The organism is Sphaerotilus sulfidivorans (assembly GCF_013426975.1).
GTDB classification, from domain to species: domain Bacteria; phylum Pseudomonadota; class Gammaproteobacteria; order Burkholderiales; family Burkholderiaceae_C; genus Sphaerotilus; species Sphaerotilus sulfidivorans.
Window position 1 is genome coordinate 14,812 of the sequence record NZ_JACCPY010000043.1, and the last position, 15,237, is coordinate 30,048.

Below are 15,237 nucleotides of genomic sequence, written 5' to 3' on the forward strand. Positions count from 1 at the left end.
ACGAAAAACAGTCGACTTTACCGCGTGCGGCCCTCGCCCCGGCTGACAGCCGGGCGGCCGAGCGTCGAGCCGCGCACGATCACCCGCGAGGCGATCAGCTCATGGCCGCTTCTGGCGGCCGGATCGCCGCCGATGCGCGCGATCAGCCGGCGCATCGCGCGCTCGCCGGTCTGCTCGCTGCCGCTGTCGACGGTGGTCAGCGCCGGACTGGTGTAGCGGCCGTAGACGATGTTGTCGAAGCCGGTGATCGAGACATCGCGCGGCACCGACAGGCCCAGCGCCTGCGTCTGTCCGAGCAGGCCCAGCGCGATCAGGTCGTTGTAGGCCACCACCGCGTCGGGTGCGTCCGCGCCCAGCAGCACTTCGGAGGCGATGCGCTCGCCCTCGTCGGCGCTGGCCTCGGCCACATCATGGCGGTGCAGCTCGGCCCCGCTGCCCTCGAAGGCCTGCTGCAGCCCGAGCCAGCGCTCCTGGCTCCAGCGCGCGCCGGAGAATCCCACATAGCGCAGGCGCCGATGGCCCAGCTCGCGCAGGTGGCGGCCGAGCATCGCGGCGGCGGCGCGGTTGTCGATGCCGACGCTGCTGCAGTCCTGCTGTGCCGGCGGTCCGCCGTAGTAGACCACCGGCATGTCCGAGGTGCCCAGCCAGGCCAGCGCCTCGTCCGACAGCCGCGCGCTGACGATCAGGCCGTCGACCCGCCGGCTCAGCGCCTGCAGCGTCGGCAGCTCCGGCGCCAGGCCCTCGGCGATGTCGGCGAACAGCAGGTTCAGCCCGGCCTCGGCCGCCGGCCGCGAGGCGCCGCGGATCAGGCTGGTGAAGTGCGGGTTACGCACATCCAGCACCACGATGCCGACGTTGCCGGTGCGGCCGGTGATCATGCCGCGTGCCATCGGGTTGGAGCTGTAGCCCAGATCGCGCACCGCCTGGGCCACCCGCTCCTCCACCTCGCGGGTGAAGCGCTGACCGCCGTTGAGGAATTTCGACACCGTCGCGGTCGACACGCCGGCCGCCTGGGCGACATCGCGGATCGTCGCGGCGCGGCGGCGACGCGGCGCTGCCGTGGCGGACAGATCAGGGGCGTCGGGCGCAGGTTCGTGATTCATGGTCGACGGCGATCATTGTGTTGTGTGATGACGTGGGCAATGTTTTGCACACATCATAAGAGAAGATGCCTTGATGAGGTAAACATTTACCTTTTCGTGTTAACCCTGATTTCTCTGGTTTTTGGAGGTGATGACTAGGTAATTGTCCTAGTGATGCAGCGATTGACCCGGGAGTCAAGTTAATCGTTTAATCTGCTTCGCAAGCCCGGCTGCCCTCTTGCTCGTCATGCTGAATGCCATGTTGTATGACGACAGATGACAACAATCCAAGCGGCAGCTCTTTCCCCCGATCGGAGACATCCCATGACTGTTCGCCGTACCCTGCTGGCCACCGGCCTGGCCGCCCTGCTGATGCAGATCCCGCTGATCGCCTCAGCCCAGAAGATGGTCCTGAAAGCCGCCGACGTGCACCCGGCCGGCTATCCCACCGTGATGGCGGTCGAGAGCCTGGGGCGCAAGCTCGAGACGGCCAGCGAAGGTCGGCTGAAGGTCCAGACCTATCCGGGCGGCGTGCTCGGCGGCGAAAAGGAAATGATCGAGCAGACCCAGTTCGGCGCGATCAACCTGCTGCGCACCTCGCTGGGTCCGGTGGGCACGGTGGTGCCGGAGGTCAATGTCTTCAACATGCCCTTCGTGTTCCGCGACATCGCCCACATGCGCGCGGTCATCGACGGCTCGATCGGCGAGGAGCTGCTGGCGCGCATCAGCGCATCGCCCGCGAAGCTGGTGGCGATCGCCTGGATGGACGGCGGCAGCCGCAATCTCTACACCAAGAAGCCGGTTCGCCAGCCCGCCGACCTGAAGGGCCAGAAGATCCGGATGATGGGCAATCCGCTGTTCGTGGACACCATGAACGCGATGGGCGGCAACGGCATCAGCATGGGCTATGGCGAGGTCTTCACCGCGCTGCAGACCGGCGTGGTCGACGGCGCGGAGAACAATGCGCCCAGCTATTTCACCAGCAACCACTACAGCACCGGCGCGAAGTACTACACCCAGACCCACCACCTGATCATTCCGGAACTCCTGGTGGTGTCCAAGTTCACCTGGGACAAGCTGAGCCCGGCCGACCAGGCGCTGATGAAGAAGCTCGGCCGCGAGGCGCAGCTCGAGCAGCGTGCGCTGTGGGACAAGGCGGTTGCCGACAACACCGCCAAGCTCAAGGGCGCCGGTGTCGAGTTCATCGAGATCGACAGCAAGGCGTTCCGTGAGGCCACCGCCCCCGTGCGCGCCAAGTACGGCGCCGCCCATGCCGACCTGATCCGCCGCATCGAGGCGGTCCGCTGATCCGATGACGCAGGCCTGCACCATGGACCATCCGCTGATCCGCCTGATGGATCGCCTCTACCTGTGCGCCATCTGGGTGGCGGGCGGCGCCATCACCCTCATGTCGCTCATCATTCCCTGGGGCGTGTTCAGCCGCTATGTGCTGGGCACCGGCTCGCAGTGGCCCGAGCCGATCGCCATCCTGCTGATGATGGTGTTCACCTTCATCGGTGCGGCCTGCGCCTACCGCGCCGGCGGCCACATCGCAGTGACGATGCTGACCGAGCGGCTGCCTGACGGCCTGCAGCGGGTTCTCGCCGTCGCGGTCGATGTGCTGATGGGGCTGGTGTGCGGCTTCTGCCTGGTCTGGGGCACCCGGCTGTGCCTCGAGACCTGGAACCAGGGCATCGCCGAGCTGCCCTGGCTGCCGGTGGGCGCCACCTATGCCGCGCTGCCCGTCGGGGCCGCGCTCACGCTGCTGTTCGTGCTGGAAAAGCGCCTGTTCGGGCCGCAGAGCCATCGCGCCGTCGTGCGCTTCGACGAAGTCCGGCCGGAGGCCTGAAATCATGGATACCCTTGTGCTGCTGGGCAGCTTCTTCGTGCTGATGATGCTGGGCGTGCCGGTGGCCTACTCCCTGGGCCTGGCCGCGCTGGCTGGCGCGCTGTGGATCGATCTGCCGCTCGATGCGGTGATGATCCAGCTCGCCTCCGGCATCAACAAGTTCTCGCTGCTGGCGATTCCCTTCTTCGTGCTGGCCGGTGCGATCATGGCCGAAGGCGGCATGGCTCGCCGCCTGGTGGCCTTCGCCGGCGTGCTGGTGGGCTTCATCCGCGGTGGGCTCAGTCTGGTCAACATCCTGGCCAGCACCTTCTTCGGCGCCATCTCGGGCTCTTCGGTGGCCGACACCGCCTCGGTCGGCTCGGTGCTGATTCCCGAGATGGAGAAGAAGGGCTATCCCCGGGACTTTGCAGCGGCGGTCACCGTCAGCGGCTCGGTGCAGGCCATCCTGATTCCGCCCAGCCACAACGCGGTGCTGTATTCGCTGGCGGCGGGCGGTTCGGTGTCGATCGCCGCGCTGTTCATGGCCGGCGTGCTGCCCGGGCTGCTGATGGGCCTGACGCTGGCCGCGCTGTGCCTGATCACCGCGCGCCGGCGCAACTACCCCAAGGGCGAGGTCATTGCGCTGAAGCAGGCGCTGAAGATCACGGTCGATGCGCTGTGGGGGCTGATGACCATGGTCATCATCCTGGGCGGCATTCTCAGCGGCGTGTTCACTGCCAACGAGTCGGCCTCGATCGCGGTGCTGTGGGCCTTCTTCGTCACGATGTTCATCTATCGCGACTACAAGTGGTGCGACCTGCCGCGGCTGGTGCATCGCACCGTCAAGACGGTCACCGTGGTCATGATCCTGATCGGCTTCGCTGCGGCCTTCGGCTACCTGATGACGCTGATGATGATCCCGATGAAGGTCACGGCCTTCATCACCAGCCTGTCGGACAACAAGTACGTCATTCTCGGCCTGATCAACCTGCTGCTGATGCTGCTGGGCTGCCTGATGGACATGTCGCCGCTGATCCTGATCCTGACGCCCATCCTGTTGCCGGTGGCGACCTCGCTGGGCATCGATCCGGTCCATTTCGGCATGATCATGATGGTCAATCTGGGCATCGGCCTGATCACGCCGCCGGTCGGCACGGTGCTGTTCGTCGGCTCGGCGGTGGCCAAGCTGTCCCTGGGCGTGGTGACGCGGGCGATGATGCCTTTCTTCGTCGCGCTGTTCATCGTGCTGCTGATGGTCACCTACATGCCGTGGCTGTCGCTGTGGCTGCCGCGGCTGCTCGGGCTGTGAGTCTGCAGGCCGGCGGGCCTGCCTCACGCGCCTTCACCCGTCCTGAACGAACCCCCTTCGCCACATGTCTGATCTGACCGTTTCCCCGATCCGCTTCGGCCGGATCCTGCTGACCGGCGCAGCCGGTCACCTTGGCCGTGAGATGCGTCCGCGCCTGAAGGCCTGCTGCGACCGGCTGCGCCTGAGCGACCTTGAGCCGATGGCCCCGGCCACCGACGGCGAGGAGGTGATCGTCGCCGACCTGGCCGACCGCGCGGCGGTGCTTGCGCTGCTCGAGGGCGTCGATGCGGTCGTGCATCTCGGCGGCGTCTCGACCGAGCAGAGCTGGGAGCGCATCGCCGCGGCCAACATCCACGGTGCGGTGAACCTGTACGAGGCGGCGCGCCGGCACGGCGTGCGCCGCATCGTCTTCGCCAGCTCCAACCATGTCACCGGCTTCTACCGCCAGGACCAGGTCATCAGCCCGCGCGACCCGGTGCGGCCGGACGGCTTCTACGGCCTGTCCAAGGCCTTCGGCGAGGATCTGGCCCAGCTCTACTGGGACCGCTTCGGCCTGGAGACGGTCAGCGTGCGCATCGGCTCGGCCTTCGCCGCGCCGAAGGACCGGCGCATGCTCGCCACCTGGATGAGCTTCGACGACACCGAGCGGCTGTTCATGGCCGCGCTCACCGCGCCGGTGGTCGGCCACAGCATCGTCTACGGCCTGAGCGACAACGCCACCGCCTGGTGGGACAACACCCCGGCGCGCCACCTCGGCTACCGGCCGCAGGATTCGTCCGAGGTCTTCCGCGCCGAGGTCGAGGCGCGCCAGCCGGTGCTCGACCGCGAGGATCCGGCCGTGATCCATCAGGGCGGCGCCTTCGTGCGCACCGGCCCCTTCTTCGAGGAGGCCTGAGATGCCGGTTCCCGAGCCGATCGACCGCCTCGGTCCCCTGGCGCTGCGCTGCCCGGACCCGGCGGTCGAGGTGCTGCATCCCGACTTCCTGAAGCTGCGGCTGTTCAGCGCCTCGGTCGAGCGCCTGGCCGGCGGCCTGCGCTGGGCCGAGGGGCCGGTCTGGTTCGGCGACGGCCGCTTCCTGCTGCTGTCGGACATCCCGAACGACCGCATCCTGCGCTGGGACGACTGCTCGGGCCAGCTCAGCGTGTTCCGCCAGCCCTCGAACCACGCCAACGGCCATGCCCGCGATGCGCAAGGGCGGCTCGTCAGCTGCGAGCACCTGACGCGCCGCGTCACCCGCACCGAGCACGACGGCCGCATCACCGTGCTGGCCGATCGCTTCGACGGCGCGCGGCTGAACTCGCCCAACGACATCACCGGCTGCCGGCGCGACGGCGCGGTCTGGTTCACCGACCCGGACTTCGGCATCGGCGGTCACTGGGAGGGCGAGCCGGCCGCGCCGCAGCGCCCGCACGGCGTCTACCGGATCGACGCCGCAGGCCGCCTCGACTACATGATCGACGACCTGGCCGGACCGAACGGGCTGGCGTTCTCGCCGGACGAGTCGGTGCTCTACGTGATCGAGAGCCGCGCCGCACCGCACCGCCGCCTCTGGGCCTGGGACCATGCCGCGGACGGCCGGCTGTCGAACCGGCGCCTGATTGTCGATGCTGACGGCCCCGGCGCGCTCGACGGCATGGCGGTCGACGTGGCGGGCCGTCTCTGGTGCGGCTTCGGCAGCAACGGCGCGCCGGGCGCCGAGCCTGACGGGCTCGACGGCGTGCGCGTCTTCGCGCCCGACGGCCGCCCGATCGGCCACATCCACCTGCCCGAGCGCTGCGCCAACCTCTGCTTCGGTGGCGCGAAGGGCAACCGGCTGTTCATGGCCGCGAGCCATTCGCTGTACGCGCTGCATGTCAACACCACGGGCGCGGTGCGCTGAGCTGCACCAGCAGCCTGCGGCCTGCACTTTCCTTGTGCATGCGATCGTTCCGGCGGGATCAAAATGAAAAATTCATTGGCCTGAGTCCCGATCCCTGCACATCATCGCTGCCAGTCGTGCAGAAATTGCACAGAAGTCGCACAGAAGTCGTGCAGCGAAGAGCAGGCGGAACTCCGCCGCCGGATGGAGGCCGTGCCCATGACGATCGCGGAGCAGTTCGGTGCGCGCATCTCGCTGTCGCTGCCCGGTCTGGGTCTTTTCCTGATGGTCAGCCGCCGGCCCGGGCGCATCGCGGCCCTGGTCGGGCAGGGCGGGCGCGTGGCGGTGCCGCTCGATCCCTGCCGGGCGCTGGTGATGATGCCGGTGACCCGCTATCTCGGCCTGCGCGGACATCCTGAGCTGAGTTTCATCGGACCGGTCCATCTTGATCAGGACCGGTTCGCCCGGGTGGCTGCGGCCCATGCCGCCCTGCCCTCCTTCCCGGACCGGTCGTCCAGCGCGGCGCCGTCGTCCGTCACCGTCACGTCATCATCCAGGAGTTGAGGAAATGGCTGCAAGCGTGGGACAGGAACTGCTCGATGTACCGCTGCCGGACATGGTGCTGAAGCTGGCACTCGGCATCGCCGAGGCGCAGCGTGCGCTGGACGAGAACTCGGTGGAGACCGCCAAGGCGCTGGCCGACACCACGCTGCCGATGGTGCTCGGCATGACGCAGACCATCGCGCAGGACGGCTCGGTGAGCTACCAGAACTCGCCGCCCGTCAATGTGTCGCTGATCCAGGTCGGCCTGATGCCGACCTTCTACCAGTTCGCCGAAGCGACGATCGAAGTGGCGATGGACATCAAGACCACCACCTCGACCGAAACCAATGTCAAGGTCGGGCTGAAGGCCAAGGTGGGCTTTTCCTGCTGGAGCGCTTCGGTCACCGCCGACGTCTCGCACAACCGCAAGTTCGGCAAGGAAGTGCACGGCACCAGCCGGCTGGTGACGCGTCTGGTGCCGGTGCCGCCGCCGCCGCGCCTGGCCCCGCAGCTCGTGGTCGTCGACAACCGGCCGCAGCAGTGACATGAGCAGCGCCACCCGCGCCTTCCGGCCTGCGCTGCATGCGCCGGAAACAGCGGTCAGCGAGGTCGGCTCGGCCTCGCTGACCGACCTGATCCGCATGATGGCCGAGAGCATCGCCGACGCTCAGGTCGCGCTGGACCGCAGCGCCGCCGAGCTGGTGGCCGAGCTGGCGCAGACCCGCGTGCCGGTCGTGCCGAGCATCACCGAGACGATCGGCGCCGACGGCAGCATCAGCTATGCGACCGCCAAGCCGCAGATGGTGTCGCTGCTGGAGCTCGGGGTGCGGCCGACCTTCTACCAGTTCTCCCAGGCCACCCTCGAGGTCAGCATGGACATGAAGCTGGTCGAGCAGCTCGACGAGCGCGGCCAGCGTCGCCAGGGCAGCCTGGGCCTGTTCGCCGACACCGCTTCGGTGCGCTTCGAGCGCAAGCTCCAGCGCGATGTTCAGGTGCGCTCGAAGATCACCGCGACCCTGGTTCCGGTGCCCGCGCCGCTGCGGCTCGACATCCCGCGCCGCACGGTGGGCACGCCGGAATGAGCGCACCGCACCCGACCCGATCCGCACGGGAGATCTGACGATGGCCACCTTCACCAAGCCGGCTGCCGCCGCGACGCTCTCCGAGCTGGCCGACAGCGCCGGGCGCTCGCTGGCCCGCGCGCAGGAGCAGCTGGTGCGTGCCGGCGAGACCGGCGCCGCCTCGATGATGATGTCCGAGGTCACGCTGGAGATCCGCGCCGCATTGACCCCGGGCGCCGGCGAGCTCGGGGTCGAGCCGGTCTCCCTGGCGCGGCTGACCGCCGGACTGCCCCAGGACGGCCTGTCGACGCTGAAGCTGCGCTTCGTGGCCACCGCGCCGCCTGCCGAGGCGGCTGCGCGCCCGCCCCAGCGCAGCGCCGAAGCGGTGGCCGCCGAATTCCGTGCCCGCGCCGAGATCGCGCGCCTCGACAAGCTGCTCGGGCCGATCCAGGTCCGGGCCGACTACCTTGCCCCGCAGCGCCGCTGGCTGGTGAGCGCGACCGACGCACGCGGTCGCCTGCTGCGCGAGACGCTGGTCGACGACACCGGAGCTGCCTGATGGTCACCGATCTTCGCAAACCGACCACGCTGGCGCAGTTCCGGGCTGCGCTGGCCGAGTCCGACACCGCCCGCCAGCTGCTCGTCAAGGAGTGTGACCAGCTGCGCCAGGCCCTGAACGACAGCGAGCAGCGCAACGAGCAGGCCGCCAGGCAGCTGGTGCAGGCCGAGGCGATGCTCGGACAGTTCCGCCTGGCCGCCACCGCCGCGGCCGACCGCGAGCTGACGCTGCGCCGCGAGCTCGACCAGCTGGCGCAGCGCCTGGCCGCCAGTCCGTCCGCGCCCGCCGCGCTGACCGAGCCCGACGAGATCGCGCGTCTGCAGCAGCAGATCGACGGTCTGGTCGAGGACAACCGCCGGATGGCGCAGGAGCAGGAGCAGTCGGCGCGTGCGCTGTCCGGTGCCGAGGCGATGCTGCAGGAGCAGAAGGCGATGCTGGCCAAGGCGGTGGCCGAGGCACTCGAGCGCGGCACGGCCGAGCTGCGCCGGCAGCTGGGCCGACAGGACGAGGAACTGAAGCTCGCACGCGAGCGCCTGGGCGCGCAGGCGGCCCAGCTCAAGGCGACCGGTCGGCTGGAGGTGGTCGCACCGGAGCAGATCGGCGCGATGATGGACCGCTTCCTGCAGCGCATCGGCCAGGGTCTGCCGGCCTTGCAGCTGGCCGAAGGCGAGCTGAAGCTGAAGCTGGGCGTCGGCAGCCAGGGCCATGTGCCAGGTTTCGTGATCCTGCCGCCGGAGGCCTCGCCCGAGCTGAAGCAGACGCTGCAGGAAATCTCGCTGCGCTTCGACCGGCGCGGCCTGCTCGACACGGATCCGGGTCTCTCCGCAGAGAAATAGCGCCGCAGGAACGCATGCCGCCCCGGACTGGGCGAAAATCGCAGGCTCCGTTTCCCCGCTCCCGTGCCCTGCGCACGGGGCTGCCCGAAAGAGCTGCCATGCCCGCCTACCGTTCGAAGACCTCCACCGCCGGCCGCAACATGGCCGGAGCCCGTTCCCTGTGGCGCGCCACCGGCATGAAGGATGACGACTTCTCGAAGCCGATCATCGCCGTGGCCAACAGCTTCACCCAGTTCGTGCCGGGTCATGTGCACCTGAAGGATCTGGGCCAGCTGGTCGCGCGCGAGATCGAGGCCGCCGGCGGCGTCGCCAAGGAATTCAACACCATCGCCGTGGACGACGGCATCGCGATGGGCCACGACGGCATGCTGTACTCGCTGCCGAGCCGCGACCTGATCGCCGACTCGGTCGAGTTCATGGTCAACGCCCACTGCGCCGACGCGCTGGTGTGCATCTCCAACTGCGACAAGATCACGCCCGGCATGCTGATGGCCGCGATGCGCCTGAACATCCCGGTCGTCTTCGTCTCCGGCGGCCCGATGGAGGCTGGCAAGGTGCGCCTGGCGGTGCCGGGCACCCAGACCGTGCAGATCAAGAAGCTCGACCTGGTCGACGCGATGGTCATGGCGGTCGACAGCAAGGTGTCGGATGCCGATCTGGCCGAGGTCGAGCGCTCGGCCTGCCCGACCTGCGGCTCCTGCTCGGGCATGTTCACCGCCAACTCGATGAACTGCCTGACCGAGGCGCTGGGCCTGTCCCTGCCGGGCAACGGCACCGTGCTGGCCACGCACGCCGACCGCGAGCAGCTCTTCAAGCGCGCCGGCCGTCTGGCGGTCGAGCTGTGCAAGCGCTACTACGAGCAGGACGACAGCAGCGTGCTGCCGCGCTCGATGGGCTTCAAGGCCTTCGAGAACGCGATCACGCTCGACATCGCGATGGGCGGCTCGACCAACACCATCCTGCACCTGCTGGCCATCGCCCAGGAGGCCGGCATCGACTTCACGATGGCCGACATCGACCGCCTGTCGCGTGTCGTGCCGCAGCTGTGCAAGGTCGCGCCCAACACCAACAAGTACCACATCGAGGACGTGCACCGCGCTGGCGGCATCATGGCCATCCTGGGTGAGCTCGACCGCGCCGGCAAGCTGCACACCGACGTGCCGACCATCCACGCCAAGACCATGAAGGACGCGCTGGACCAGTGGGACATCGCCCGCGCACCGTCCGACGAGGTGAAGACCTTCTACATGGCCGGCCCGGCCGGCATCCCGACCCAGGTCGCGTTCAGCCAGGCCACCCGCTGGCCGAGCCTGGACCTGGACCGCGCCGAGGGCTGCATCCGCTCGAACGAGCATGCCTTCTCGCAGGAAGGCGGCCTGGCGGTGCTGCGTGGCAACATCGCGCTCGACGGCTGCGTGGTCAAGACCGCCGGCGTCGACGAGTCCATCCTGGTGTTCGAGGGCTCGGCCTATGTGACCGAGTCGCAGGACGAGGCGGTGGCCGACATCCTGGCCGACAAGGTCAAGGCCGGCGACGTGGTCATCGTGCGCTACGAAGGTCCGAAGGGCGGCCCGGGCATGCAGGAAATGCTCTATCCCACCAGCTACATCAAGTCCAAGGGCCTGGGCAAGGCCTGCGCGCTGCTGACCGACGGCCGCTTCTCGGGCGGCACCTCGGGCCTGTCGATCGGCCACTGCTCGCCGGAAGCGGCGGCCGGCGGCGCGATCGGTCTGGTGAAGAACGGCGACCGCATCCGCATCGACATCCCGAACCGCTCGATCAATGTGCTGCTCAGCGACGAAGAGCTGGCCGCGCGCCGCGTCGAGCAGGACGCCAAGGGCTGGAAGCCCGCCCAGCCGCGTCCGCGCCAGGTCTCGGCCGCGCTGAAGGCCTATGCGCTGCTGGCCACCAGCGCCGACAAGGGCGCGGTGCGCGATCTCTCCAAGCTGGAAGGCTGAAGCCTCGGCCGGCCTGCTGATCGCCATGGCCAGCCTGGAGCTGCTGCGTACCGCGCTGCTGTTCGGCCTGACGGCGGTGGCCGAGATCGTCGGCTGCTACCTGCCATGGCTGTGGCTGCGGCAGGGGCGCAGCGCTTGGCTGCTGCTGCCGGCGGCACTGAGCCTGGCGCTGTTCGCCTGGCTGCTGACATTGCACCCCGGCGCATCGGGCCGCACCTACGCGGCCTATGGCGGCGCCTACATCGTCGTGGCGCTGCTGTGGCTGCGCTGGGTGGACGGCGTCGTTCTGGCGCCCACCGACTGGATCGGGGCGGGCATCAGCCTGGCCGGCATGGCGGTGATCGCGCTGGGCGGCGGTGCCAAGGCGGGCTGAAAGCAGGCCTCAGCGCCTGGGCGGCGGCGCCTCCACACCGGACATTACCGCCACCGCCGGCGGCAGGCGCTCGCCCTGGATGCGGATCGCGCCCAACGCGGCATCCAGCTCGGCCAGCTCGCCTGGCGTGAAGCGCAGCTCGGCCGCGCCGATGTTCTCGCGCAGGTGCGCGGCGTTGGTCGTCCCGGGGATCGGCACGATCCACGGCTTGCGCGACAGCAGCCAGGCCAGCGCCACCTGCGACGACGTGGCGTTCTTGCGCTGCGCCCAGTCGCGCACCAGATCGGCCAGGGCCACGTTGGCTGGCAGGGCCTCGGGCGCGAAGCGCGCCGAGATCGCACGGAAGTCTGGCGGCGTGAAGCGGCTGTCACGGCTGACGCCGCCGGCCAGCAGGCCCATGCCCAGCGGGCTCCAGCAGACGAAGCCGATGCCGAGTTCCTCGCACAGCGGCAGCACGCCGGCCTCCGGGCCGCGCCACAGCATCGAGTACTCGTTCTGGATGACGGCCACCGGGTGCACGGCGTGCGCCCGGCGCACGGTCTGCAGCCCCGGCTCGGACAGGCCGTAGTGCCGCAGCTTGCCGGCGACGATCAGGTCCTTGAGCGTGCCGGCCACCTCCTCGATCGGCACGTTGGGGTCGACGCGGTGCTGGATCAGCACGTCGATGCGGTCGGTGCGCAGCCGGCGCAGCTGGTCCTCGACCACGGCGCGGATGTGCTCGGGCCGGCTGTTGCGGCCCCCGGGCAGGCGCTGGCCGGTCGCGCGGTCGATGTCGAAGCCGAACTTGGTCTCCAGCACCACGCGGTCGCGCCGGCCCTGCAGCGCCTCGCCCACGATGTCCTCGGACAGGAAGGGGCCGTAGGCCTCGGCGGTGTCGATCAGCGTGACGCCGCGCTCTACCGCCTCATGGATCAGGCGGATGGCCGCCGGGCGGTCGAAGGCGCTGCTGTACGAGTCCGCCACCACGCCGGGCGTGGCGCCCGGGCGCCACTGGCAGCCCAGGCCGACGGGGAAGACCTCCAGCGGCCCGAGGCGCCGGCGGGCCCCGGAGGCAGTCGGTGTCGTGGTCGTGGCCGCGTTGGCACAGGCCGAGAGCAGGCCCGGCGCCACGCCCAGCAGGGCGGCGGTGGCCAGCAGCCGGCGGCGCGGGGCGTCGACGGTGCCGGACGAGGTGGAAAAGGAAGAGGAGCGGTCGGCGTGCGAAGTCATGATCGGTCTTTCGTCTTTCGGTCTCAGCGGTCCAGGCGGCGCTCGCTCATCCATTTCACGATGGCCGGGTCGCGGTGCGAGAAGAAGCTGCTCTGGCCGGTCTCCAGCGTGGCGATGCGCGCCATGTCGTCGCGGTCGAGCTCGAAGTCGAAGATCGCCAGGTTCTCGGCCATGCGCTCGGGGCGCACCGACTTGGCCAGCACCGCGATGCCGCGCTGCACTGCCCAGCGCAGCACCACCTGCCCGACCGACCGGCCGTGCCGGCGGCCGATGTCGGCCAGCAGCGCGTTCTGGAACAGGCCGTTGCGCCCCTCGGCGAACGGGGCCCAGGCCTGGGGCTGAACGCCCTCGCCGCGCATGAAGTCGACGCTCTCGGCCTGCTGGTGGAAGGGGTTGACCTCGATCTGGTTGACCGCGGGCTTCAGCGTGTTGAAGGCGATCAGGTCCATCAGCCGGTCGGGGGCGAAGTTACTCACGCCGATGGCGCGCAGCTTGCCGGCCTGCACCGCGTCCTCCATCGCGCGCCAGGCGCCGTGCACGTCGCCGAAGGGCTGGTGGATCAGGAAGAGGTCGAGGTGATCGAGCCCGAGCTGGCGCAGCGAAGCGTCGATCGCCCGGCGCGCACGCGCCTCGCTGGCGTCCTCGACCCAGAGCTTGCTGGTGATGAAGAGCTGGTCGCGCGGCACGCCGCTGCGGCGCAGGCCTTCGCCCACCGCCGCTTCGTTCTGGTACGAGGCCGCGGTGTCGATCAGGCGGTAGCCGGCGGCGATCGCGTCGACGACGCTACGGCTGCATTCGGCCGGGTCGGCGATCTGGAAGACGCCGAAGCCGGCGATCGGCATGCGCAGTCCGTTGTTGAGGGTGAGGGTGTCCATGACGGGCTCCTGATGAGGGTGGTCCTGAGGCTGGGGCCAGTCTAGGAATTCGATCCATCATCCAGAAGACGCGAAATGCTTGATGAATTGACAATGCATTGCGGACAATCCACCGGTACCCCGATGCCCCAGGCACCCGATGGCCATCAACGAGTTGCGCACGATTTCCGTCTTCGTCACCACCGCCGAGCTGGGCAGCCTGCGCAAGGCCGCCGTCGTGCTGGGCATCAGTCCGCAGGCGGCCAGCCAGGCGCTGGCGCAGCTGGAGCAGCACCTGGGCGTGCGGCTCTTCCACCGCACCACGCGCTCGATGGCGCTGACCGACGAGGGCCAGCGCTTCCTGGACGAGGCGCGGCCTTCGCTGGCGGGCCTGCAGCGCGCGGTGCACGCGATCCGGCATGCCCGCGAGGACATCGCCGGCCCCTTGCGCATCGTCGGGCCGCGCGCGACCTTCGCGCCGCTGCTGTGGCGGCTGCTCGACGAGTTCTGCGAGCGCCACCCGCAGGTGGTGCCCGACGTGCAGCTCGAGGACCGGGTCGGCAACTGGGTGGAGGACCGGGTCGATGTGGGGTTTCGCCTCGGCCTGTCGCCGCATGAGGGCGTGATCGCGCGGCGGCTGTTTCCGGTGCAGATGGTGGTGTGCGCGGCGCCGGAGTATCTGCGCCGGCACGGTGCGCCCGACAGCCCCGCCGCGCTGCCCGACCACCGCTGCGCGGTCTACCGTCACCCGGCCTCGGGCCTGCTGATGCCGTGGCGCTTCCAGATCGACGGCGAGGAGCGCGACCAGCCGGTGCTGCCGGCGCTGTGCACCAACGACGAGGCGCTGGAGCTGCAGGCGGTGCTGTCCGGCCGGGTGATCGGGCAGATCGCCGGCGTGACCGCGGCGCCCCACCTCCGCGCCGGCCGGCTGGTGCCGCTGCTGGTCGATCTGATGCCCGACCGCTACAGCTATTTCGTCTACTACGGCAGCCGCAGGGCGCAGCCCGCGCGGGTGCGGGCCTTCATCGACCTGGCGATCGAGCGGTTGTCGGCGCCGGGCGAGCATGTGCTCGACCTGCAGGCGCTGCGCGCCGCGCAAGCCCGCGGTGTGTCGGGCTGAACCGGGCCTGCCCGCTCACAGGTCCAGCACCAGCCGAGCCGACTTCGCCCGCGAGCGGCATGGCAGGAACTGGTCGCATGCGGCCTGCTCCTCGGGCGTGAGGTACTGGTCGCGGTGGTCGGGCTCGCCGGCGATCACCCGGGTCAGGCAGGTGCCGCAGACGCCCTCGCCGCAGGAGGTGAGGATCTCGATGCCCTCGGCGCCGAGCGCCTCGACCACCGTCTGGTCGGCGCGCACGCTGATGACGCGGCCGCTGTGCGCGAGCTCCACCTCGAAGGCCTCGTCCTGCTCGACCGGTCCGCCGTCGCCGCCTTCCAGCGCCGGGTCGGCGGCGAAGCGCTCCCAGTGCAGGCGCGACTCCGCCCAGCCCTGGCGGCGCGCCTCGGCCAGCGCCGCGTCGATCAGGCCGGCCGGGCCGCAGACCTGCAGCGCCGTGTCCGGCGGCTGGGCGGCCAGCAGCGCTGGCAGATCCAGGCGCTGCGCCGGCTCGCCGTCGTCCAGATGGACGACCGCGTCGCCCGCGCCCGGAAGATCCAGCGCTTCCTGTCGCAGCCCTTCCACGTCGCGGAAGTGTTCACCGGCTCGCCGGGCAAGTACGTGCCGCTGAAGGAAACCATCCGTGGCTTCAAGATGATCGTCGCCGGCG

The 15,237-nt window shown here is 69.6% G+C and carries 17 protein-coding genes; 13 read left to right on the plus strand and 4 right to left on the minus strand.

All coding sequences use genetic code 11. From position 1 onward, the window contains the following. Nucleotides 1–17: 17 nt before the first annotated feature. Nucleotides 18–1,103: a LacI family DNA-binding transcriptional regulator gene (locus tag HZU84_RS17940; protein ID WP_149505724.1), complete on the minus strand. Its 1,086-nt coding sequence runs from the start codon at nt 1,101–1,103 to the stop codon at nt 18–20. Between the two features lie 303 nt (nt 1,104–1,406). On the opposite strand from HZU84_RS17940, the gene HZU84_RS17945 reads away from it, so the two are divergent. From HZU84_RS17945 to HZU84_RS18000, 12 genes are all read left to right on the plus strand, one after another. Further along, complete coding sequence (locus HZU84_RS17945; RefSeq protein ID WP_149505723.1) at nt 1,407–2,390, plus strand: TRAP transporter substrate-binding protein; 984 nt, start codon at nt 1,407–1,409, stop codon at nt 2,388–2,390. A 22-nt stretch (nt 2,391–2,412) separates the two neighbouring features. Next, the gene (locus HZU84_RS17950) at nt 2,413–2,931 is read left to right on the plus strand and encodes a TRAP transporter small permease (protein WP_149505722.1); all 519 of its coding nucleotides are present in this window, start codon (nt 2,413–2,415) and stop codon (nt 2,929–2,931) included. Between the two features lie 4 nt (nt 2,932–2,935). Continuing rightward, entirely contained in the window at nt 2,936–4,219 is a 1,284-nt protein-coding gene (locus HZU84_RS17955) for a TRAP transporter large permease (protein ID WP_149505721.1), read from the plus strand. Between the two features lie 64 nt (nt 4,220–4,283). Beyond that, complete coding sequence (locus HZU84_RS17960; protein ID WP_149505720.1) at nt 4,284–5,114, plus strand: NAD-dependent epimerase/dehydratase family protein; 831 nt, start codon at nt 4,284–4,286, stop codon at nt 5,112–5,114. A gap of 1 nt (nt 5,115) precedes the next feature. Further along, on the plus strand, nt 5,116–6,099 hold the full coding sequence (locus tag HZU84_RS17965; protein ID WP_149505719.1) for an SMP-30/gluconolactonase/LRE family protein: 984 nt from the start codon (nt 5,116–5,118) through the stop codon (nt 6,097–6,099). 198 nt (nt 6,100–6,297) lie between these two features. After that, on the plus strand, nt 6,298–6,642 hold the full coding sequence (locus tag HZU84_RS17970; protein ID WP_149505718.1) for a hypothetical protein: 345 nt from the start codon (nt 6,298–6,300) through the stop codon (nt 6,640–6,642). 4 nt (nt 6,643–6,646) lie between these two features. Beyond that, nucleotides 6,647–7,165 carry a hypothetical protein gene (locus HZU84_RS17975; RefSeq protein ID WP_219340996.1) on the plus strand — a complete coding sequence of 173 codons (519 nt, stop codon included), beginning with the start codon at nt 6,647–6,649 and terminating at the stop codon, nt 7,163–7,165. Nucleotide 7,166: 1 nt separating this feature from the next. Continuing rightward, the gene (locus tag HZU84_RS17980; protein ID WP_149505717.1) at nt 7,167–7,703 is read left to right on the plus strand and encodes a hypothetical protein; all 537 of its coding nucleotides are present in this window, start codon (nt 7,167–7,169) and stop codon (nt 7,701–7,703) included. Between the two features lie 40 nt (nt 7,704–7,743). After that, nucleotides 7,744–8,241 (plus strand): hypothetical protein, encoded by a 498-nt coding sequence (locus tag HZU84_RS17985; RefSeq protein ID WP_149505716.1) that lies wholly within the window; start codon nt 7,744–7,746, stop codon nt 8,239–8,241. Continuing rightward, nucleotides 8,241–9,077, plus strand: a complete 837-nt coding sequence (locus tag HZU84_RS17990) for a hypothetical protein (RefSeq protein WP_149505715.1) — start codon at nt 8,241–8,243, stop codon at nt 9,075–9,077. The genes HZU84_RS17985 and HZU84_RS17990 overlap by 1 nt, the downstream gene beginning before the upstream one ends. A gap of 98 nt (nt 9,078–9,175) precedes the next feature. Further along, nucleotides 9,176–11,035 (plus strand): dihydroxy-acid dehydratase, encoded by a 1,860-nt coding sequence (ilvD, locus tag HZU84_RS17995; protein ID WP_149505714.1) that lies wholly within the window; start codon nt 9,176–9,178, stop codon nt 11,033–11,035. A gap of 34 nt (nt 11,036–11,069) precedes the next feature. Next, the gene (locus HZU84_RS18000) at nt 11,070–11,408 is read left to right on the plus strand and encodes a YnfA family protein (RefSeq protein ID WP_149505765.1); all 339 of its coding nucleotides are present in this window, start codon (nt 11,070–11,072) and stop codon (nt 11,406–11,408) included. A gap of 9 nt (nt 11,409–11,417) precedes the next feature. Here the strand turns inward: HZU84_RS18000 and HZU84_RS18005 are convergent, their stop codons facing one another. Further along, a complete protein-coding gene (locus HZU84_RS18005; protein ID WP_149505713.1) occupies nt 11,418–12,617 on the minus strand; it encodes an aldo/keto reductase in 1,200 nt (399 codons plus the stop codon). Nucleotides 12,618–12,640: 23 nt separating this feature from the next. Next, on the minus strand, nt 12,641–13,492 hold the full coding sequence (locus HZU84_RS18010) for an aldo/keto reductase (protein ID WP_149505712.1): 852 nt from the start codon (nt 13,490–13,492) through the stop codon (nt 12,641–12,643). 139 nt (nt 13,493–13,631) lie between these two features. Here HZU84_RS18010 and HZU84_RS18015 point away from each other — a divergent pair, with 139 nt between their 5' ends. Next, entirely contained in the window at nt 13,632–14,591 is a 960-nt protein-coding gene (locus tag HZU84_RS18015; RefSeq protein ID WP_149505711.1) for a LysR family transcriptional regulator, read from the plus strand. Nucleotides 14,592–14,606: 15 nt separating this feature from the next. On the opposite strand, the gene HZU84_RS18020 is transcribed toward HZU84_RS18015, so the two are convergent. After that, the gene (locus HZU84_RS18020; RefSeq protein WP_310734054.1) at nt 14,607–15,152 is read right to left on the minus strand and encodes a flavin reductase family protein; all 546 of its coding nucleotides are present in this window, start codon (nt 15,150–15,152) and stop codon (nt 14,607–14,609) included. Between the last annotated feature and the right edge of the window lie 85 nt (nt 15,153–15,237).

Bases quoted from the DNA above. Each gene is read 5' to 3' on its own strand.
- HZU84_RS17940 (WP_149505724.1), bottom strand. From the start codon at position 1,103: ATGAATCACGAACCTGCGCCCGACGCCCCTGATCTGTCCGCCACGGCA.
- HZU84_RS17945 (WP_149505723.1), top strand. From the start codon at position 1,407: ATGACTGTTCGCCGTACCCTGCTGGCCACCGGCCTGGCCGCCCTGCTG.
- HZU84_RS17950 (WP_149505722.1), top strand. From the start codon at position 2,413: ATGGACCATCCGCTGATCCGCCTGATGGATCGCCTCTACCTGTGCGCC.
- HZU84_RS17955 (WP_149505721.1), top strand. From the start codon at position 2,936: ATGGATACCCTTGTGCTGCTGGGCAGCTTCTTCGTGCTGATGATGCTG.
- HZU84_RS17960 (WP_149505720.1), top strand. From the start codon at position 4,284: ATGTCTGATCTGACCGTTTCCCCGATCCGCTTCGGCCGGATCCTGCTG.
- HZU84_RS17965 (WP_149505719.1), top strand. From the start codon at position 5,116: ATGCCGGTTCCCGAGCCGATCGACCGCCTCGGTCCCCTGGCGCTGCGC.
- HZU84_RS17970 (WP_149505718.1), top strand. From the start codon at position 6,298: ATGACGATCGCGGAGCAGTTCGGTGCGCGCATCTCGCTGTCGCTGCCC.
- HZU84_RS17975 (WP_219340996.1), top strand. From the start codon at position 6,647: ATGGCTGCAAGCGTGGGACAGGAACTGCTCGATGTACCGCTGCCGGAC.
- HZU84_RS17980 (WP_149505717.1), top strand. From the start codon at position 7,167: ATGAGCAGCGCCACCCGCGCCTTCCGGCCTGCGCTGCATGCGCCGGAA.
- HZU84_RS17985 (WP_149505716.1), top strand. From the start codon at position 7,744: ATGGCCACCTTCACCAAGCCGGCTGCCGCCGCGACGCTCTCCGAGCTG.
- HZU84_RS17990 (WP_149505715.1), top strand. From the start codon at position 8,241: ATGGTCACCGATCTTCGCAAACCGACCACGCTGGCGCAGTTCCGGGCT.
- ilvD (WP_149505714.1), top strand. From the start codon at position 9,176: ATGCCCGCCTACCGTTCGAAGACCTCCACCGCCGGCCGCAACATGGCC.
- HZU84_RS18005 (WP_149505713.1), bottom strand. From the start codon at position 12,617: ATGACTTCGCACGCCGACCGCTCCTCTTCCTTTTCCACCTCGTCCGGC.
- HZU84_RS18010 (WP_149505712.1), bottom strand. From the start codon at position 13,492: ATGGACACCCTCACCCTCAACAACGGACTGCGCATGCCGATCGCCGGC.
- HZU84_RS18015 (WP_149505711.1), top strand. From the start codon at position 13,632: ATGGCCATCAACGAGTTGCGCACGATTTCCGTCTTCGTCACCACCGCC.